The sequence below is a fragment of the Microcella sp. genome (assembly GCF_051860105.1).
Lineage (GTDB): Bacteria > Actinomycetota > Actinomycetes > Actinomycetales > Microbacteriaceae > Microcella.
Genome location: NZ_JBHYEO010000001.1, coordinates 74,439 through 93,922, shown reverse-complemented (window position 1 = coordinate 93,922; position 19,484 = coordinate 74,439). Strand labels below are relative to the sequence as shown.

16 protein-coding genes and 1 tRNA gene are annotated in these 19,484 nt (G+C 72.1%); 6 read left to right on the top strand and 11 right to left on the bottom strand.

Going from position 1 to position 19,484, the window contains the following annotated elements; translation table 11 throughout:
• Nucleotides 1-14 precede the first annotated feature (14 nt).
• Entirely contained in the window at nt 15-794 is a 780-nt protein-coding gene (locus ACTIE9_RS00485; RefSeq protein ID WP_439563608.1) for a ZIP family metal transporter, read from the top strand.
• A gap of 89 nt (nt 795-883) precedes the next feature.
• On the opposite strand, the gene ACTIE9_RS00480 is transcribed toward ACTIE9_RS00485, so the two are convergent.
• Complete coding sequence (locus ACTIE9_RS00480) at nt 884-2,344, bottom strand: NAD-dependent succinate-semialdehyde dehydrogenase (RefSeq protein WP_439563607.1); 1,461 nt, start codon at nt 2,342-2,344, stop codon at nt 884-886.
• Nucleotides 2,345-2,416: 72 nt separating this feature from the next.
• Nucleotides 2,417-3,769: a 4-aminobutyrate--2-oxoglutarate transaminase gene (gabT, locus tag ACTIE9_RS00475; protein ID WP_439563606.1), complete on the bottom strand. Its 1,353-nt coding sequence runs from the start codon at nt 3,767-3,769 to the stop codon at nt 2,417-2,419.
• Nucleotides 3,770-3,909: 140 nt separating this feature from the next.
• Between gabT and ACTIE9_RS00470 the strand changes: the two genes are divergently transcribed.
• Nucleotides 3,910-5,043: a PucR family transcriptional regulator gene (locus ACTIE9_RS00470; protein WP_439563605.1), complete on the top strand. Its 1,134-nt coding sequence runs from the start codon at nt 3,910-3,912 to the stop codon at nt 5,041-5,043.
• Between the two features lie 17 nt (nt 5,044-5,060).
• Here ACTIE9_RS00470 and ACTIE9_RS00465 read toward each other — a convergent pair whose 3' ends face one another.
• Nucleotides 5,061-5,252, bottom strand: a complete 192-nt coding sequence (locus ACTIE9_RS00465; protein ID WP_439563604.1) for a hypothetical protein — start codon at nt 5,250-5,252, stop codon at nt 5,061-5,063.
• A 102-nt stretch (nt 5,253-5,354) separates the two neighbouring features.
• Here ACTIE9_RS00465 and ACTIE9_RS00460 point away from each other — a divergent pair.
• Both ACTIE9_RS00460 and ACTIE9_RS00455 read left to right on the top strand, forming a co-directional pair.
• A tRNA-Leu gene (locus ACTIE9_RS00460) sits at nt 5,355-5,436 on the top strand.
• Between the two features lie 56 nt (nt 5,437-5,492).
• Entirely contained in the window at nt 5,493-6,287 is a 795-nt protein-coding gene (locus tag ACTIE9_RS00455; RefSeq protein ID WP_439563603.1) for a DedA family protein, read from the top strand.
• 18 nt (nt 6,288-6,305) lie between these two features.
• Here ACTIE9_RS00455 and ACTIE9_RS00450 read toward each other — a convergent pair whose 3' ends face one another.
• The 6 genes from ACTIE9_RS00450 to ACTIE9_RS00425 form a co-directional block, all read right to left on the bottom strand.
• Nucleotides 6,306-7,499 (bottom strand): Nramp family divalent metal transporter, encoded by a 1,194-nt coding sequence (locus tag ACTIE9_RS00450; protein WP_439563729.1) that lies wholly within the window; start codon nt 7,497-7,499, stop codon nt 6,306-6,308.
• A 105-nt stretch (nt 7,500-7,604) separates the two neighbouring features.
• Complete coding sequence (locus ACTIE9_RS00445; protein WP_439563602.1) at nt 7,605-8,309, bottom strand: metal-dependent transcriptional regulator; 705 nt, start codon at nt 8,307-8,309, stop codon at nt 7,605-7,607.
• A gap of 23 nt (nt 8,310-8,332) precedes the next feature.
• Complete coding sequence (rdgB, locus tag ACTIE9_RS00440; RefSeq protein ID WP_439563601.1) at nt 8,333-8,932, bottom strand: RdgB/HAM1 family non-canonical purine NTP pyrophosphatase; 600 nt, start codon at nt 8,930-8,932, stop codon at nt 8,333-8,335.
• Between the two features lie 3 nt (nt 8,933-8,935).
• Nucleotides 8,936-9,685: a ribonuclease PH gene (rph, locus tag ACTIE9_RS00435; protein WP_439563600.1), complete on the bottom strand. Its 750-nt coding sequence runs from the start codon at nt 9,683-9,685 to the stop codon at nt 8,936-8,938.
• Nucleotides 9,682-10,527, bottom strand: a complete 846-nt coding sequence (gene murI / locus ACTIE9_RS00430) for a glutamate racemase (RefSeq protein ID WP_439563599.1) — start codon at nt 10,525-10,527, stop codon at nt 9,682-9,684. The genes rph and murI overlap by 4 nt, the downstream gene beginning before the upstream one ends.
• Nucleotides 10,528-10,671: 144 nt before the next feature.
• Complete coding sequence (locus ACTIE9_RS00425; protein WP_439563598.1) at nt 10,672-12,153, bottom strand: cryptochrome/photolyase family protein; 1,482 nt, start codon at nt 12,151-12,153, stop codon at nt 10,672-10,674.
• 80 nt (nt 12,154-12,233) lie between these two features.
• Between ACTIE9_RS00425 and ACTIE9_RS00420 the strand changes: the two genes are divergently transcribed.
• A complete protein-coding gene (locus ACTIE9_RS00420; RefSeq protein WP_439563728.1) occupies nt 12,234-13,526 on the top strand; it encodes a nicotinate phosphoribosyltransferase in 1,293 nt (430 codons plus the stop codon).
• 6 nt (nt 13,527-13,532) lie between these two features.
• Here the strand turns inward: ACTIE9_RS00420 and ACTIE9_RS00415 are convergent, their stop codons facing one another.
• Nucleotides 13,533-17,303, bottom strand: coding sequence for a chromosome segregation SMC family protein (locus ACTIE9_RS00415; protein WP_439563727.1), 3,771 nt, complete (start codon nt 17,301-17,303; stop codon nt 13,533-13,535).
• A 123-nt stretch (nt 17,304-17,426) separates the two neighbouring features.
• Here ACTIE9_RS00415 and ACTIE9_RS00410 point away from each other — a divergent pair, with 123 nt between their 5' ends.
• Nucleotides 17,427-18,506 carry a GNAT family N-acetyltransferase gene (locus ACTIE9_RS00410; protein WP_439563597.1) on the top strand — a complete coding sequence of 360 codons (1,080 nt, stop codon included), beginning with the start codon at nt 17,427-17,429 and terminating at the stop codon, nt 18,504-18,506.
• A gap of 64 nt (nt 18,507-18,570) precedes the next feature.
• Here the strand turns inward: ACTIE9_RS00410 and mutM are convergent, their stop codons facing one another.
• Nucleotides 18,571-19,476 carry a bifunctional DNA-formamidopyrimidine glycosylase/DNA-(apurinic or apyrimidinic site) lyase gene (gene mutM / locus ACTIE9_RS00405; RefSeq protein ID WP_439563596.1) on the bottom strand — a complete coding sequence of 302 codons (906 nt, stop codon included), beginning with the start codon at nt 19,474-19,476 and terminating at the stop codon, nt 18,571-18,573.
• Nucleotides 19,477-19,484 lie beyond the last annotated feature (8 nt).

Genomic DNA, 19,484 nt, shown 5'->3' with positions numbered 1-19,484 from the left:
ACGAGGAGGCGCGCATGCTCGAGGCACTCGCAGCAGGCGCCGTCGGACTCGGCGCCGCGAGCTTCCTCGTGCTGGGCGCCGCGATCGGCTGGTTCGCGCGGGTTCCGGCGGGAGCCGTCGCCGGGGTGATGGCGTTCGGCGCAGGGGCGCTCATCTCGACGCTCGCGTTCGAGCTCGTCGCCGAAGCGCACGCGGTGGGCGGGCTGCTGCCGACCCTGGGCGGGTTTCTCGCCGGCGCGGTGATCTACGTGCTCGCCGACCTCGCCCTCGCACGCCGGGGAGCCCGCGCGCGCAAGCTCTCGATCGCGCTGCAGAGCGAGCCCGGCGTGCACGCGGCCCCGGCCGCGAGCGCCAGCGCGGGAGTCGGGCTCGCTGTCGCCATCGGCGCCCTGCTGGACGGGGTGCCCGAGAGCCTCGTGCTGGGGCTGTCGATCGCGCAGGGCGGTTCGGTGAGCATCCCGATTCTGGTCGCCGTCGCCGTGTCGAACATTCCGGAGGGGCTCTCGAGCGCTGCGGGCATGAAGCACGAGGGCCGCAGCATCCGCTACGTGTTCGGCGTGTGGGGCGGCATCGCCGTGATCTCGGGCGTCGCCGCGATGCTCGGCTTCGTGCTCCTCGCCGGAGCCGGCCCCGAGATCGAGGCGATCGTGACGACGATCGCGGCGGGCGGCATCTTGGCGATGGTGGCCAACACGATGATCCCGGAGGCGTTCGCCTCCGACCGCTCGTTCACGGGGCTGTGGTCGGCGCTCGGCTTCGCCCTCGCGTTCGCGCTCTACCAGCTCGGCCAGTAGACGCGACGAAGAGATCCGCTGCCGGGCGGCCACCACAGCGCCCGGCAGCGGAAGAGGATGCCGTCGGGCGAACGCCCGACGGTCGAGACCTAGCTCTTCGGAACGAAGGTGTACTTCGTGGTGAGGTACTCGTCGATGCCCTCGAGCGAGCCCTCGCGGCCGATGCCCGACTGCTTCACGCCGCCGAACGGCGCCGCGGCGTTGGAGATGACGCCCGCGTTGAGGCCCATCATGCCCGTCTCGAGGCGGTCGATCATGCGCATGCCGCGGTTCAGATCTTGCGTGTACACGTAGCTGATCAGGCCGTACTCGGTCGCGTTGGCGAGCTCGACGGCCTCATCCTCCGTGTCGAACGGCACGATGGCGAGCACGGGGCCGAAGATCTCCTCGGTCAGCAGGCGGGTGCCCGCTTGCACGCCCGTGATGACGGTGGCCGGGTAGAAGTGCCCGGCGCCGTCGGGGATGGCGCCGCCGGTCGTGACCGTCGCGCCGCGCGAGACGGCATCCTCGACGAGCTCGTGCGAGCCCTGCACCGCGTTGTCGTCGACGAGCGGGCCGATCTGCACGCCCTCCTCGGTGCCGCGGCCCATCTTCATGGCGGCGACGCGCTCGGTCACGCGGCGGCTGAACTCGTCGGCCACGTCGCGCTGCACGAGGATGCGGTTGGCCGCCGTGCACGCCTGACCGATGTTGCGGAACTTGGCGAGCATGACGCCGTCGATCGCCTTGTCGAGGTCGGCGTCGGCGAAGACGACGAACGGGGCGTTGCCGCCGAGCTCCATCGAGGTGCGGAGGATTCCGTCGGCGGCCTGCTTCATGAGCACGCGGCCCACCTCGGTCGAGCCGGTGAAGCTGAGCTTGCGCAGACGCGGGTCGGCGATGATCTCGGCCGACAGAGCGCCCGACTTGGCCGTCGTGACGACGTTGACGACGCCCTTCGGCAGACCGGCGTCTTCGAGGGTCTTGACGAAGTACATCGTCGTGAGCGGCGTGAGCGCGGCGGGCTTGATGATCGAGGTGCAGCCTGCGGCGATCGCGGGCGCGATCTTGCGGGTGGCCATGGCGAGCGGGAAGTTCCAGGGCGTGATGAGGAACGACGGGCCGACGGGGGCGTGCGAGACCACGATGTGACCCGTACCCTCGGGGTTCTCGCCGAAGCGACCGGTGATGCGCACGGCCTCCTCGCTGAACCAGCGCAGGAACTCGGCGCCGTAGGTGACCTCGCCGCGCGACTCGGCGAGCGGCTTGCCCATCTCGAGCGTCATGAGCAGAGCGAACTCGTCGGCCCGCTCGATGACGAGCTCCCAGGCCTTGCGCAGCAGCTCGCCACGCACGCGAGGCGCGGTCGCAGCCCAGCTCGCCTGGGCGGCGGCCGCGGCATCCATCGCCTTCTTGCCGTCGGCGACGGACGCGCTCGCGATCTCGGCCAGCACGGCGCCGTTCGACGGGTCGGTCACGGTCATGGTCGCGCCACCCTCGGCGTCGATCCATTCGCCATCGATGTAGAGGCCGCGCGGGACCTTCGCGAGCAGTTCGGCTTCGGTGATCATGGGGTTCCCTTTTCGCTGGTGATCGGATGCGGTGGTGGCGGATCCGCGGATGGTTGGGGTGGTGCTGGTGGCTCAGTTGGCGGCGAGAGCGTCGCCGATGACGCGGATTCCCTCGCGCAGCAGGTCGTCGCCGATCGACAGGGGCGGCAGCAGGCGGATGACGTTGCCGTCGGTGCCGCAGGTCAGCACCACGACGCCGTTCACGTGGCAGTGCTTCGCGACGCGGCCGGTGAGCGCGGCATCCGGCGCCCCGCTCGCGTCGACGAGCTCGATCGCCATCATGGCGCCGCGTCCGCGGATGTCGCCGATGCGGGCGTCGCGCGCCTGCAGGGCGGTGAGCTCGTCACGGATGATCGCCTCGAGCTCGAGGGCGCGCCCGAGCAGATCGTGCTCGTCGTAGGCCTTGAGCGCACCGAGCGCCGCGGCCGTCGCGATGGGGTTGCCGCCGTAGGTGCCGCCGAGGCCGCCCGCGTGGGGAGCATCCATGATCTCGGCCCGGCCGGTGACGGCCGCGAGCGGCAGGCCGCCCGCGATGCCCTTGGCGAGGGTGATGAGGTCGGGAACGATGCCCTCGTGCTCACTCGCGAACATCTGGCCGGTGCGGGCGAAGCCGGTCTGCACCTCGTCGGCGATGAAGACGACGCCGTTCTCGTTGGCCCAGGCCTGCAGCGCGGGGAGGAAGCCCACGGCGGGCACGACGAAGCCGCCCTCGCCCTGGATGGGCTCGATGATGATGGCCGCGAGGCGGTCGGCGCCGATCTGCTTCTCCATCATGTGGATCGCGCGCGCGGCCGCCTCGGCGCCGCTGAGGCCGTCGCGGTAGGGGTACGACATGGGCGCGCGGTAGACATCGGGCGCGAAGGGGCCGAAGCCGGCCTTGTAGGGCATGGCCTTGGCGGTGAGCGCCATCGTGAGGTTCGTGCGGCCGTGGTAGCCGTGGTCGAACGCGACGACGGCCGACTTGCCCGTGTAGTAGCGGGCGATCTTGATGGCGTTCTCGACCGCTTCGGCACCCGAGTTGAAGAGCGCGGTGCGCTTGGCGTGGTCGCCCGGGGCCAGGCGGTTGAGCGCCTCGGCGACCTCGACGTAGCCGTCGTAGGGGGTGATCGTGAAACACGTGTGGGTGAAGCGCTGCACCTGCTCGATGACGGCCGCGGTGACGTGCGGGTCGGCGTTGCCGACGTTGGTGACCGCGATGCCGGAACCGAGGTCGATGAGCGAGTTGCCGTCGACGTCGACGATGACGCCGCCGCCCGCCGCTGCCGCATAGACCGGCATCATCGTGCCGACGCCCGCCGAGACGGCCGCCTGCTTGCGGGCGATGAGCGCCTCGCTCTTCGGGCCCGGGATGCTCGTCACGAGCTCGCGGCGCTGCGGCAGGCTCGGACCACCGATGAGTGCGGGGGCGTCGATAGTCATGCTCATGGGGCAAGAGTAGGGCCGAGTGCACGAAGACGTCGTGTACGCGATGTACAGCGGGATGCTTATCGGTCGACACGCCGTATATTCATCCGGTAGGGTCGGCGCGTCCCTCTCCGCGACTCCCGAATGCAAGGAACCCGCGCATGCCCGTCACCCTCGACGCTGTGCTCGCCCGCCGCGAGCTGCAGCTTCGGCTCGTCTGGGCCGACGATTCCGCGCGCGCCCGGCCCTGGGGCTGGGTGCACTCGAGCGACCTGGCCGACCCCACCCCGTTCCTCTCCCCCGGTGACGCCCTCCTCACGACAGGCACGCAGTGGGCCAGCGACGACGACATCGAGCCCTGGGTCGCGCGCCTCGCGGCGGCGGGGGTGCCCGCTGTCGGCTTCGGCACCGAGGTCATCCGCGACGGCACACCGGATGCCCTCGCCGAGGCCTGTTCCGCGCACGGCGTCGCCCTGCTCGAAGTGCCCTACCGCACGCCCTTCATCGCCGTCGCCCGCGCGGTCGCCGATCTCGATGCGGAGGAGCGCTACGCGCGCGTGCGCTGGACGCTCGAGACGCAGCGCGCGATCGCCGTGGCGGCCCTGCGCCCGACCGGCCTCGCGGCCGTCGTCGCGGAGCTCGCGCGCCGCATCGGCGCCGAGGCGGGCATCGTCGACGCCAGCGGTGCCGTGCTGGGCGCGACTCCTCCCGCGACCGTGCTGAACGAGGCGCTCGGCATGCTGCGCGCCGGTCGCCGCGCCGCGCGCACCGTCGACGACTGGAGCCTGCAGACCGTCGGCGCCGCCACCGCACTCACCGGCGTGCTCGCGATCGGCCCCGGCTCGGTGCACGACGACGCCGAGCGCGCCGTCGTCACGAGCGTCGTCGCCCTCGCCGGTCTCGCCGGCGTCGCCGACACGGATGCGCTGCTCGCCGAGGCGGCCGAGACCGCCGCGCGCCTCGCGGCCCTGCGCTCGGCCGTGCAGGCGGCGCTCGTCGCCAGCGAGCCGTCCCCCGCGGCGGCGCCCGCGCAGCGCGACCCCGACGATCCGGCCTCGCTCGTGAAGCCGTTGCTCGAGCACGACGCCCTCACCGGCGACGACCTCATCGGCACCCTCGGCACCTGGCTGCGGTGCGATGCGGTGGCCGAGGGGGCGGCGCTGCGGTTGGGCATCCACCGCCACACGGTTCGCGCGCGCCTGCGGCGCGCGGCCGAGCTGCTCGACCGCGACCTCGACGCTTTTCCGGCGCGGGCCGAGGTGTGGGCGGCGCTGCAGGCCATCGGTAGGGTCTGAGCGGGCGACGGCCACCCTCACCGGTCGCGGCGCGGCATCCCCAGCTCGTCGAGCGGGCGCAGGTCGGGCCGCGGCTTCTCGTGTGCGATCGGGCAGTGCAGCACCGCGCTGCCCCTCGTCCGCTCGATACTGTGCTCGGCCATCGGGCGACCGCAGACGGGGCACGCCCCGTGATCGGCGATGAGCGCGGTCTGCTCCGTGTCTGTCATGTACCAAAATTACACCCCTGGGGCGCCGGGCGACAGGGTGGGATGATCCGCGGTCCACCGACTCGGTCGTCGCCCGCACCCGGTTCTAGACTGGCGTCGCCAGCGGGAGTGGTGAAATCGGCAGACACGCAGGATTTAGGTTCCTGTGCCTTCGGGCGTGAGGGTTCAAGTCCCTCCTTCCGCACGAGGTTGTCGGGGTAGCCTGATGCCACCTTCTCCCACGATCGACGGAGCCACCGCATGATGCCCATGGACCTCGGACTGTTCGACGTCGAGGCGTGGATCACGGGTGCCGGCCAGTGGGGGCTGCTGCTCGTCTGCGCCATCGTCTTCATCGAGACAGGACTGTTGATCGGGTTCCTGCTGCCGGGCGACACCCTGCTGCTCATCACAGGCATCCTGACCTTCACCGGGGTCATCCCCCAGCCGATCTGGCTCGTCGTGCTGTGCATCTTCATCGCCGCCGTGCTCGGCGATCAACTGGGGTACTACATCGGCTACAAGGCCGGGCCGCCGATCTTCGAGCGCAAGTCGGCCGGGTTCTTCAGCAAGAAGAGCGTCGCGCGCACCGAGTACTTCTTCGCCCGCTACGGCGGCTGGGCGGTCACGATCGCCCGCTTCATCGGCGTCGTGCGCACGATCGCCCCGGTCGCCGCGGGTGTCGGCAAGATGCCCTACAAGAAGTTCCTGTTCTTCAACATCCTCGGCGCGTTCCTCTGGGGCGTCGGCCTGCCGCTCATCGGCTGGGGAGCCGCGCATATCCCCGGCGTCGCCGAGGTCGTCACCGAGTACATCGAGATCGTCTTCCTCGTCGTCATCGGCATGGCCGTGGCGGGCATCGCCTGGCACCTCGGTCGCGAGCAGTGGGAGAAGCGGCAGGAGGCCAAGGCGGCAGCCGCGGGCGAGCCCGTGCCCGAGGTCGAGATCTGGATCGACGAGGCGGCGCACGAGGGCCGCCACGAGGCGGAGCACCCGAAGGCCGGCTACGGCGTCGGCCCGCACGACGGCAAGCACGAGAAGCAGCCGCCGCGCTGATGCTCAGCGCCCTGAGGCTCAGCCTCCGAGGGCGAGCAGCACGAGCAGCGTAACGTTGAGCGCGATGAGCAGCCCCGCGCACACGATCGCGAGCGCCGTCGTCAGTCGGCGGTTGACCGATTCGCCCATCAGGTGACGGTCGGCCGTGAGCCGCACGAGCGGAATGAGCGCGAACGGGATGCCGAAGCTCAGCACCACCTGGCTGAGCACGAGGGCGAGCGTCGGGTCGACGCCCAGGGCCAGGATGCCCAGCGCCGGGATGATCGTGACCACGCGCCGCACGAGCAGCGGGATGCGCACGCGCAGCAGCCCCTTCATGATCTCGGCACCCGCGTAGGCCCCGACCGAGGTCGAGGCGAGCCCGCTCGCGAGCAGGGCGATCGCGAACAGCACCGCGACGGCCGTGCCGAGCGAGGCCGCGAGCGCGTCGTACGCACCCTCGAGCGTGTCGGTGCCCTCGACGCCCTGCAGGTTCGCCGCGGCGACGAGCAGCATCACGACGTTGACCGAACCGGCGATCGCGAGCGCGATCGTCACGTCGATGCGCGTGGCCTTCAGCACCGTCGTGCGCTCGGCGCCCGCCGCGACCTGGCCGAAGCGGTCGCGCGTGAGGGCCGAGTGGGCGTAGATCGCGTGCGGCATCACGGTGGCACCCAGGATGCTCGCCGCGAGCAGCACGCTCTCGGTGCCGTCGAACCGCGGCAGCAGGCCGGCCGCGGCGGCCGCCGGGTCGGGCGGGCCGATGACGAGGCCGGCGCAGAAACCGATGACGATGACGAGGATCAGCCCGCTGATGACGCGCTCGAAGATGCGCACGCCGCCCCGCTGGCTCTGCACCACCAGCAGCAGCATCGACACCACCCCGGTGATGACGCCGCCGACCAGCAACGGCAGGTCAAACAGCAGGTAGAGCGCGACCGCACCGCCGATGACCTCGGCGACGTCGGTGGCCATGGCGACGAGCTCGGCCTGGCCCCAGTAGGCGAGCCGCGCCGGACGCCGCCGGAAGCGCTGCCCGAGCACCTCGGGCAGGCTCAGCCCCGTGACGATGCCGAGCTTGGCCGAGAGGTACTGGATGAGCCAGGCCATGATGTTGCCCGTCACGACGACCCACACGAGCAGGTAGCCGAACAGCGCCCCGGCCGTCATGTTCGCGGCGACGTTGCCGGGGTCGAGATAGGCGACGCCCGCGACCATGGCCGGGCCGAGCATCGGGGCGATGAGGAGGCCGCGGCGGGCGGCGATCACGCGGGGGTCGCGCGGGGCGGTCTCGGGCACGCTCCGACGATAGCACCGAGATTTCGGTGCGCCGAAATATCAGACCTCGGGACGCGCCTCGAGCCACACCGAGCCGGCGACCGCGGGCGAGACGACGACCTCGGTGCCGGCACGCCGCAGGATCGCGACACCCGCGCCGCCCTCGGGCGACTCCCCCACCCAGACGGGCTCGTCGAGCTCGACGCCGAGCTGGTCGAGGACGCGCAGAACGTCGGGGTCGCGGTCGCTGATGCGCACGACGCGGCCCGCGAAACCGAAGGGCGCCTGATCGAGGCGCACGGCATCCGGTCGACGCAGCGTGCCGTCGGCGGCCGGGATGATGTCGCCGTGCGGGTCGCGACGCGGCCGCCCGAGCTGCGCGTCGATCGCGTCGAGCAGACGGTCGCTCAGGGCGTGCTCGAGCACCTCGGCCTCGTCGTGCACCTCGTCCCACCCGTAGCCGTGCACGTTGACGAGCCACGTCTCGATCAGCCGGTGCCGGCGCAGCATCGCGAGGGCTCGCTGCTCGCCCGCGGGTGTGAGCGTGATGGGCCCGTAGGGCCGGTGGTTGACGAGCCCCGCGGCGTGCAGCTTCTTGACCATCTCGGTCACGCTCGAGGGGGCCAGACCCAGCCGAGTCGCGAGCTGATTGGGCGTGATGGGGTCGGGCTGCCACTCGGTGTGCGAGTAGATGGTCTTGAGGTAGTCATCGGCGGCATCGACCGTGGTGCGGGGCACCGTGCGGGCGATCGGCGACGAGGTCATGACCTCAGCCTACGAGTGACGGCCTACGCTGCGCCGTAGCGCTCGGCCAGCACCCGTGCGAGCGCCGCGAAGGCGCGCCCGCGGTGGCTGATGGCGTTCTTCTCGTCGGCGCTGATCTCGGCGCTCGTGACGCTCAGGCCCTCGGGGATGAAGATGGGGTCGTAGCCGAAGCCGCCGACTCCCGCGGGTTCGAGGGCGATCGTGCCGGGCCACACCCCGAGCTCGACGTGCTCGAACGGGGTGCCCCCGCCCTCCAGCGGGTCGACCAGCGCGGCGGCGCACGTGAACTGCGCGGCGCGGTTCGGCTCGGTGCCGAGGTTCTCGAGCACGAGCCGCAGGTTGGCCGTGTCGTCTCGCTCACCCGAGTAGTGGGCGCTGTCGACGCCGGGGGCTCCGGCGAGGGCATCCACGCTCACGCCCGAATCGTCGGCGATGGCCGGCAGGCCCGTGTGGGCCGCCGCCGCGCGGGCCTTGATGAGCGCGTTGCCCGCGAAGCTGTCGGCGTCTTCGACCGGAGCCGGGCCGTCGTAGGGCAGCAGCTCGAGACTCGGCAGGGCCGCCCCCAGGATGCGCTGGAGCTCGGCGACCTTGTGCGCGTTGTGCGTCGCGACGACGACCTTCATGGCCTACGCCCCGAGCGCGGTGCGCTGCATGCCCGCGAGGTCGAGGCAGCCGGCGAGAGCGAGATCGAGCAGGGCGTCGAGCTCGGCGCGGTCGAAGGGCGCGCCCTCGGCGGTGCCCTGCACCTCGACGAAGTGGCCCGAACCCGTGACCACGACGTTCATGTCGGTCTCGGCCCGCACGTCTTCCACGTAGGCGAGGTCGAGCAGCGGGGTGCCGTCGATGATGCCGACACTCACGGCACTCACCGAATCCTTGAGGGCGACGGCCTTCTTGGCGATGAAGCCGCGCTCGCGGCCCCACTCGATCGCGTCGGCGAGCGCGACGTAGGCGCCCGTGATCGCCGCCGTGCGCGTGCCGCCGTCGGCCTGCAGCACGTCGCAGTCGATGACGATCGTGTTCTCGCCGAGCGCCTTCATGTCGACGACGGCGCGCAGGCTGCGGCCGATGAGGCGCGAGATCTCATGGGTGCGGCCGCCGACCTTGCCCTTCACGGCCTCGCGGTCCATGCGGTCGTTCGTCGAGCGCGGCAGCATGCCGTACTCGGCGGTGACCCAGCCCTTGCCCTTGCCGGTCAGCCAGCGCGGCACGCCATTCGTGAAGCTCGCCGTGCACAGCACCTTGGTGCCGCCGAAGCTGATGAGGGCGCTGCCCTCGGCCTGGGCGCTCCAGCCCCGCTCGATCGTGACGGGGCGCAGCTGGGATGCTGTGCGGCCGTCGACGCGCAGTCCGGCGGATTCGGCGATCGTGGTCATGAGGTGCCCTTCGGGGTCTGAGCGGGAATCGTACCGGTGGGAAACGCCTCGACGTGCCCGATCTCGGGGCCGAGGAAGCGGTGGGCGAGCTGCCGAAAGCGCTCGGTGTCGGGGCCCGTGGCTTCGAAGACGTGCTGCGGGGCATCCGTCGCCGTCGTCTCGAGGCCGTGCGCGACGAGCTGGCGGTAGACGTCGTACGCGGTCTCTTCGGCACTCGAGACGAGTGAGACCTCTGGGCCCAAGACGTATTGGATGGCCCCGGCCAGGAGCGGGTAGTGCGTGCAGCCGAGCACGAGGGTGTCGATGTCGGCGGCCTTCAGCGGCGCGAGGTACTCCTCCGCGACGGCGAAGAGCTCGGGCCCGCTCGTGATGCCCGCCTCGACGAACTCGACGAAGTGCGGAGCAGCCGCACTCGTGAGCGTGATCTCGGGGTCGGCGACGAACGCGTCGGCGTAGGCCCCCGAGCGGATCGTTCCCGCGGTGCCGATCACGCCGATGCGTTTCGTGCGCGTGCGGCGCACGGCCTGGCGCACGGCGGGCTGGATCACTTCGACCACGGGGATGCCGTGGCCCTGCTCGAACCGCTCGCGGGCATCCCGAAACATGGCGGCACTCGCGGTGTTGCACGCGATGACGAGCGCTTTGACGCCCTGGTCGACGAGCTCGTCCATGATGCGCAGCGCGTGCTCGCGCACCTCGGCGATCGGCAGCGGGCCGTACGGACCATTGGCGGTGTCGCCGACGTAGATGAGGCGCTCGCGCGGCAGCTGATCGATGATCGCGCGGGCCACAGTGAGGCCGCCGACTCCTGAGTCGAAGACTCCGATCGGCGCGCTGCTCACGCCCGCCAGTCTAGAGCGGGCGACCGTGGGCGGCGGGCGAGGACGTCCCTGGAGCGCATGTGTCGCCGTTGTCATATGACATCGGCGACACATGCGCGCTCGCGGGCGGCAGCGCACCCGGAGTGCCTCGCGCTCAGCGGCCGGTCAGAGCGGGCCTCGCGCGCGCTCCTGCTCCACGACCTGCTCTCGGTCGGCGAGGCGCCGCAACCCCGCGAGCGGTTGCGCCATGCGGTGATTGCCCCGGATGCTCGGCTCGACCCGATCGAGAAATGCCCAGTACCCCGCGGTGAACGGGCAGGCGTCTGGCCCGACGCGCACTTTCGGGTTGAAGCGGCACGAGCCGCAGAAGTTGGACATGCGGTCGATGTACGCACCGCCGCTCGCATAGGGCTTCGTCGCCACGACACCCCCGTCGGCCCACTGGCTCATGCCGACGACGTTGGCCGGCATCACCCACGGGGTGCCGTCGACGAACGCGCCCTGAAACCAGGCCGTGAGTTCGGCCGGGTCGTACCCGCGCTGCAGGGCGGCGTTGCCCAGCACCATGAGGCGCGGAATGTGGTGCGCATAGCCCGTGCCGCCGACCGTGTCGAGAGTGTGTGACAGGCATCGGGCATCCGTCGCCGAGCCGTCGAGCTGCCACCAGTGGGCGGGGAGCGGCTGGTGCGCGGCGAGCGCGTTGCTCCGCCGCGTGTAGTCGGAGCCGAGGTGCCAGTAGAGGTGCCAGACCCAGTCGCGCCAGCCGATGAGCTGCCGCACGAGGCCCTCGACGCTGTTCAGCGGTGCGCGGCCCGCAGCGTACTCGGCGATCACGCGGTCGACGACCTCGAGCGGGTGCAGCAGCCCCAGGTTCATCGGCACACTGAGGCGCGCGTGCGCCATGGTGTCGTCGCCGAGCATCATCGCGTCTTCGTAGGGCCCAAAGTCGCCGAGTCGCGACTCGATGAAGCCGTCGAGGGCCGCGAGCGCCTCGGCGCGCGTCGCCGCGAACTGCCGCGGCCCGTCACGACCGAGGAAGCGCACGCCGTCGGCCTCGAGGCGGTCGAGCTCGGCGCGCACCTCGGCGTCGATGTCGTCTTCGACCGGCTGCCACGGCGCGGGCAGGCCGAGGGTCGCGGCGCCCTTCGGCGGAGGCTGGCGGTTATCGGCGTCGAAGCTGAACTGGCCGCCCTCCGGGCCAGCGGGCGTCATGAGGATTCCCGTGCGCTCGCGCACCTCGCGGTAGAAGCGGTCCATGACGAGCTGGCTGGGCTTTCGGCCGCTCGCCCACACCGCGAAGTCGGCTTCGCTCGTCACGAACCCCCGCGACGGCAGGATGCTCGCGCCGAGCTCGCGCACCAAGCGCCGCGCGGCCCACGAGGGCGGGTCGATCGACTCGAGGTGCTCACCCGTGAGCCCCGCATCCTGCAGCGCTGCACGGTAGCTGCTCGCCTGCACGAACGTGCCCCGCTCGCCCAGCTCACGCGCGCGGTGCCGCAGCGCCGTGAGGTAGAGGTGCGCCTTCTGCCGGTGCGTCGGCCGGCGGCGGAACACGCTCGTGTTCTCGACGAGCACGATCGGCCCGCCGTCGTCGAAGGCGGGGCCGAGCTGCTCGGCCGTGAGCCAGCGGGTCGGAGCGCTCGTCATGCGCCGACCCTACGACCCTCGTCCGCGCCTAGGCTGAGCGCGTGACGACCGCGCTGCGCACCGACCGCTATGAGCTCACGATGGTCGAGGCCGCCCTGCGGTCGGGGCGCGCAGGCCGCGACTGCGTGTTCGAGGTCTTCGGCCGTCGCCTGCCGGGCGAGCGGCGCTACGGAGTGCTCGCGGGCACGGGGCGCGTGCTCGACGCGGTCACCGCATTCCGCTTCGGTCGGGCCGAGCTCGACTGGCTCGCCGACGAGCGGGTCGTCGACGACGCGACCCTCGCCTTCCTCGCCGACTACCGGTTCACGGGCCAGATCGAGGGCTACCGCGAGGGCGAGGTGTACGTGCCGGGCTCGCCGCTGCTGACGGTGCGGGGCACCTTCGCCGAGGCCGTGCTGCTCGAGACGGTCGTGCTGAGCGTGCTGAACTACGACTCGGCGGTGGCGACGGCGGCGGCGCGCATGGTCGCGGCGGCCGACGGGCATCCGATCGCCGAGATGGGCTCGCGACGCGCCAACGAGTCGGCGGCGGTCGCCGCGGCGCGCGCGGCGTACATCGCGGGTTTCAGCGCGACCTCGAACCTCGAGGCAGGGCGCACCTGGGGCATTCCGACGATGGGCACGGCGGCGCACGCCTTCACGCTGCTGCATGATTCGGAGGAGGAGGCCTTCCGCGCGCAGGTCGCCGCACTCGGCCCGGGCACGACGCTGCTCGTCGACACCTACGACGTGCGGGCGGGCGTGGAGACGGCCGTGCGGGTCGCGGGCACCGCGCTCGGGGGCGTGCGCCTCGACTCCGGCGACCTGCCCGCCCTCGTGCGTGAGGTGCGCGCGCAGCTCGACGGCCTCGGCGCCACCGGCACGCGCATCACCGTCACGAGCGACCTCGACGAGTACGCCATCACGGCCTTGCGCGGCACTCCTGTCGACGCCTTCGGCGTGGGCACCTCGGTCGTGACCGGGTCGGGATCGCCTGCCGCCGGTTTCGTCTACAAGCTCGTCGCCCGTCGCGACTCCGCGTCGGCCGGCTCCCCCGGCGAATGGATGCCCGTGGCCAAGGCCTCGACCGGCAAGGCTTCGATCGGCGGAACGAAGCGCGCTGAACGACTGCTGCGCGACGGGGTCGCTGTCGCGGAACGCATCCTCATCGACGACGACCGCGACGGGCTGCCCGAAGCAGAGACCCCGACCGACCTCACTGCCCGGTCGTTGACGGTGCCTCTCATGCGCGACGGCGAGGCGGATGCGCGCTGGCTGGGCCCGGCCGGAGTCGCCGCGGCGCGCGAGCACCGCGCCGCCGCGGTCGCCGAGCTGCCCGCCGCCGCGCTGCGGCTCAGTCGTGGCGAGCCCGCGCTGCCGACAATCTCGGTCTGACGCCGCTCAGCTCGCACGCTCGTCGGGCGCCTGCACGCGCTGCCCGACGACGGCGCTCACGCCGTCCTGCCGCATACTCACGCCGTAGAGGGCATCCGCGATCTCCATCGTGCGCTTCTGGTGCGTGATGATGATGAGCTGCGAGCTCTGGCGCAGGTCGCGGAAGATCGTCAGCAGGCGACCGAGGTTGGCATCGTCGAGGGCGGCTTCGACCTCGTCCATGATGTAGAACGGGCTCGGCCGGGCCTTGAAGATCGCGATGAGCAGCGCGACCGCCGCGAGCGACCGCTCGCCGCCGCTCAGCAGGCTCAGGCGCTCGATCTTCTTGCCCGCGGGCTTGACCGTCACCTCGATGCCCGTCGTGAGCATGTTCTCGGGGTCGGTGAGCGTCAGGCTGCCGGTGCCGCCCGGGAAGAGGATCGGGAAGACGACGTCGAACGCCGCCTGCGTGTCGGCGAACGCGGCCGCGAAGATCGTCTGCATCGTCGCGTCGACCTCGTCGATGATCGTCAGCAGGTCGCGCCGCGTGTTCGCCAGGTCGGTCAGCTGCTCGGTGAGGAACTTGTGGCGCTGCTCGAGCGCCGCGAACTCCTCGAGCGCGAGCGGGTTGACGCGTCCGAGCTGGCTGAGCTTGCGCTCGGCGCGCGCGAGTCGCGCCTGCTGCTCGCTGCGGTCGAAGGGCTTGCCGGTGGGTTCGGTCCGCGGATCAGGAAGATCACTGTCGCCGCCGCCCTCGGCCCCGCCGACACGCCGAACTGAGGCGTCTGCACCCGCGCCTTCCTGAACCGCGAACGGGTGCGCGGCGGCCTGCGCGACGATCTCGGCCACCCGCGCGGCCTCCTCGTCGGAGGTCGGATCGAACGCGGGCGCATCCGGGTCGGGGTCGACGCGCGCGGCGGCCTCGGCCGCGATGGCATCGGCCACGGCACGAGCGGCCTCGGTGAGCGCGTCGTCGTCGGGCACGGGAACGTCGGGGCCGTACTCGGCCACGAGCACCTCTTCGACCAGCCCGAGCTCGTCACCCGCGCGCTCGAGCAGCTGCGCGAGGTGCAGCTTCTTCTCGTAGATCTGCAGCTCGAGACCGTGCACGCCCTCGGTGATCGCCGCGAGGCGCTCGCGCAGCGAGGCCTCCGTGCGCCGCAGCTCGAGCAGCTCGTCGTTCTGCGCCGCCCGCTCGCTCTCGCGCTGGGCCAGGGCCACACGGGCCTCGGCGACCGAGCGGTCGATCGACGCCTGCACAGCGGGCAGTGCGGCCGCGACCGAGGTCGCCTGCCGCACCTGGCGCTGCCGCAGCACGGCGCGGCGCGCGGCCTCATCAGCGGCGGCCTTCTCAGCGACCCGGCGCTTCTCGAGCAGCTCGGCCGACTCGACGGCCGCCCGCACCCGCTCGCGCGCCGTCTCGAGCTCGATGCGGCGCTCGAGCTCGGCCGCACGAGCCGCCTCGAGGTCGGCGAGCAGCGCGTCGCGCGCCGAGGCGTCGAGCATGGGCCGCGGGCGCGCGGCGAACTCCTCGTGCTCGGCCTGCGCCCGCTCGACCCCCGACTCGGCCTCGCGCACCGACTCCTGGGCAGAATCCACGCCGGACGCGAGCCGGGCGGCCTCGGCCTCTGCGGCCTCGGCCTGCGCCCGCGCGCGCGAGACCTGCTCGCTGCGGGCGGCGCGCTGAGCATCCTGATCGCGCACCGCGGCGAGGGCATCGGTGGCCGCCTGCTTCGCGGCGGCGAGGGCCGCGCGGGTCTCATCGAGGGCACCGCGAGCACGTTCGATGCCCGTCGACACCTCGGTGAGGGCGGTGGACGCGGCGTCGCGCTCGGCGGCGAGCTCGAGGCGGCTGCGCCCCGCACCGGAGCCGCCGCGCAGCACCGAGCGCGTCAGCACGTCGCCGGCGCGGGTGACGACGCTGATCGCATCCGCACCGTCGAGCGCCGCCACGGCGGGCCACGCGGCGCGCGCGGCATCGAGGTCATCGGCGATGAAGGTGCGGGCGATCAGGCTGAGCACGCCGGCGGGCGCGGTGACGACGTCAGCGGCGGCCGTGAGCCCCGCGACGGCCGTCAGGGGCGTGGATGCCCGCCCCGAGACCTCCGCGAGCACGACATCGACACGGCCGGCGTCGGCGGCGTGCGCGCGCTCGAGCGCCCGCAGGCCCGCGTCGAGGTCGTCGGCGAGTGCGGCCTCGGCGAGCGTGCCGAGCGCCGCGGCGATGGCAGCCTCGAAGCCAGCGCGCACCTGCAGGTGGTCGCTCACGAGACCACGGATGCCCGCGGAGCCCACGAGCCCGGTGGCGCCGTCGCCCGAGTCGATGGCCTGCGACAGTGCGCTCACCCGGGCGGCGAGGGCGTCGCGCTCGCGCTCGAGGGCGTGCAGCGCATCGCGGTCGTGGTCGATGCGTGCGTTCAGAGAGGCGACGCGGTCGTCGGCTTCGGCGAGCGCCGCGTCGAGCGCGCGCGACACCTCGGTGCCGTCGCCGTCGTCGAGCGCCGGCAAGGCCGCGAGCTCAGCGCGCGTGGCCTCCTGCCGCACGACGGCGGCCTCGAGAGCATTCTGCTGGCGCAGCAGCTCGCCGCGCGCGGCGGCGAGCGTCGAGCGCGCGACATCGACGCGACTGGCGAGCGCCGCGAGCTGCAGGTCGTGCTGCGAGACGAGGGCGCTCTGCGCCGCGATCTCGTCGTCGAGGGCGTCGAGGGTGGCACGCGCGGTCGCCGTGCGGGCGGCGACCTCGCCGACGAGCTCCTCGGCGACGGCCACTCCCTCGCGCAGTGCGACGGCCTCGGCGCGCGCCTCATCGACCTGCGTCTGCGTGATCGTCGTCGACATGCCCGGAAGCTCGGCCTGCTGGCTCAGCAGGGTGAGCTTCTGCTGCGTGAGGCTCGCGAGGCTGCGCACGCGCTCCTGCACCTGCTCGAGCTCGAAGGCGACGCGGCGAGCGTCGTCGACCGCGTCACCCACCTGCTGAGACTCGATGCGTTGCACGCGCAGGCGGGTCTGATCGAGCTGGCTCTGCACGACGATGCGCTCGCTCGTGCGCTCGCTCTCGCTGCGGGCGTGATCGGCGAGCGCGGTGCGCAGAGCGACGACCTCGTCGGCCAGGAGGCGGGCCCGGGCATCCCGCACGATCGCCGCGATGGTCTGCGCTTCGCGCGCGATCTCGGCCTGGCGCCCCAGAGGGGTCAACTGCCGGCGGATCTCTCCTGCGAGGTCGCTCAAGCGCGTCAGGTTGGCCTGCATGGCCTCGAGCTTGCGCACGGTCTTCTCTTTGCGGCGGCGGTGCTTGAGAATGCCCGCCGCCTCTTCGATGAAGCCGCGCCGGTCATCGGGGCTCGCGTGCAGCACCGCATCGAGCTGGCCCTGCCCGACGATGACGTGCATCTCGCGCCCGAGCCCGGAGTCGCTCAGCAGCTCTTGCACGTCGAGCAGGCGGCAGGCCGTGCCATTGATGGCGTACTCGCTGCCGCCGTTGCGGAACAGCGTGCGCGAGATGGTCACTTCGCTGTACTCGATCGGCAGGGCGCCGTCGGAGTTGTCGATCGTCAGCTGCACCTCAGCGCGGCCGAGCGGCCCGCGCGTGGTCGTGCCCGCGAAGATGACGTCTTCCATCTTGCCGCCGCGCAGGGTCTTGGCTCCCTGTTCGCCCATGACCCAGGCGAGGGCGTCGACGACGTTCGACTTGCCCGAGCCGTTGGGCCCGACGATGCAGGTGACACCCGTCTCGAACTGAAAGGTGGTCGGCTGCGCGAACGACTTGAAGCCCTTGATGGTGAGGCTCTTGAGGTGCACGCGCTGCCCCCTCTCGGCACGGTCGTGGGTGTCGACCGGAGCGGTGCGCAAACCGGTCAGGGCTACCGTATCGGTTCGCGCGGGGCTAGTCTGGCGGGCTGGCCACCACCAGGAGGAACCCTCGTGACCCACATCACCGTGACCGAAGTCGTCATACCCGCGTCGCTCGATGCGCCCGACGCGGCCGAGTTCCTCGCGTGCGTCGACGTGCGCAACACCGTGTGGAGCGACGACTCCGGAACCGACGACCTCAGCTACACCGCGGCCGAGCTGCTGCCGGGCTGGCAGAAGACCACCTTCGAGCCCAAGCGCATGTTCGCCGGCCGCCTCGACGGCCGCCTCGTGGCCCGCGCTGTCTACGAGACCCGCACCGAGGAGGCCGCCGACACCGTCTGGCTCATGGCGGAGGTGCTGCGGGATGCCCGGGGCCACGGCGTCGGAGAAGTTCTCGCCCGGCACCTCGAGTCCATCGCGCTGAGCGAGGGCAAGATCCGCGCGATCGTCTACGCGCCCTCGTGGAAGACCGGCGGAATCCGGATCCCCTCCCCCACCGGCTTCGGCTCAGTGCCGGCGGGAACCCCGGAGGTGCGCCTGCTGCAGGGTCTCGGCTACACGCTCGAGCAGGTGGAGCGCGGCAGTCGGCTCGCGCTGCCGCTCGAGAGCGGCGTGCTGCAGGAGGCCCACGACAGCGCACTCGCGGCCGCCGGGCCCGACTACCGCGTGCACACGTGGGCGGGGCCGACCCCGCCCGAGTGGCGCGAGGGCATCGCGCACCTGCTCACCCGCATGAGCACCGACGCTCCGACGGCAGGGCTCGAGGAGCCCGAGGACCCGTGGACGGTCGACCGGCTGCTCGAGGACGAGGCGAAGGAGGCGGAGAGCCCCCGCACCTCGGTCGTCGCGGCGGTCGAGCACCTCCCCTCGGGCGCGCTTGTCGGGTTCACCGAGATGACGGTGCCCGCCGAGGTCGAGCGCTCGGTCGACCAGGAGGACACGATCGTGCTGCGGGAGCACCGCGGGCACCGGCTCGGCATGCTGCTGAAGGCCGCGAACGTGCTGTGGCTCGAGCGGGTGTCGCCCGGGCATCCCTCGATCATCACCTACAACGCCGAGGAGAACCGGCACATGCTCGCGGTCAACGAGGCGCTCGGGTTCGTGCCGTTCGTCTACGAGGGAGCGTGGCGCAAAGACCTGGCGGGCTGAGGGCCGCGTCAGCGGATGCGCGGCAGCGCCGCCGCGTCAGCGGATGCGCGGCAGCGCCGCCGCGTCAGCGGATGCGCTGGCAGCGCGGGCAGAAGTGCGAGCCGCGGTTCATGAACTGCTCGCGCACGATGAGCCGCTCGCACCGGGCGCACGGCTGACCCTGCTGACCGTAGGCGCGCAGGGAGTGGCTGAAGTACCCCGAGGCGCCGTTGACGTTGACGTACTGCGCATCGAAGCTCGTGCCGCCCTCCTCGAGCGCGCGTCGCAGCACGATGCGCACCTCCGCGAGCAGCTCGCGCGCCTTGCGCGTCGACAGCGTCTCGGTCGGCTGGTCGTAGTGCACGCGCGCCGCCCAGAGCGACTCGTCGGCGTAGATGTTGCCGATGCCGCTGATGAGGGTCTGATCGAGCAGGGCACGCTTGATGGTGGTGCGCTTGGCGGCGAGCCGGCGCAGGAACAGCCGCTCATCGAACGCCGGATCGAGCGGGTCGCGCGCGATGTGGGCGACCTGGCTCGGGATGCTCGCGAGCGGCAGCCCGTACCCGGCCGCCGCGCCGTCGCGCGTCGGCAGCAGCTCGTCCACCGCCATCGAGCCGAAGATGCGCTGATCGACGAAGTCGACCCGCAGCGGGCCGTGCACCGGATGCGTCAGCGCGAACCGGATGCGCGTGAGCGCCGCGGCCTCCGCCGACGGGTCGCGCAGCAGCACCTGCCCGCTCATGCCGAGGTGGGCGACGAGAGCCTGGGCAGGGGCATCCGCCGCCCTGTCGATCGGCAGCCAGAGGAACTTGCCGCGCCGCACCGCGCCGCGCAATCGGGCGCCGGTCAGGCGTTCGACGAAGTCTTCGGCCGGGCCGTCGTGGCGCTTGAGCGAGCGCTCGTCGAGCACCTCGACAGCGTCGATCGTCGCGCCGGAGACGGCGGGCTGCAGGCCGTGACGCACGACCTCGACCTCGGGAAGCTCGGGCACGGCTCAGT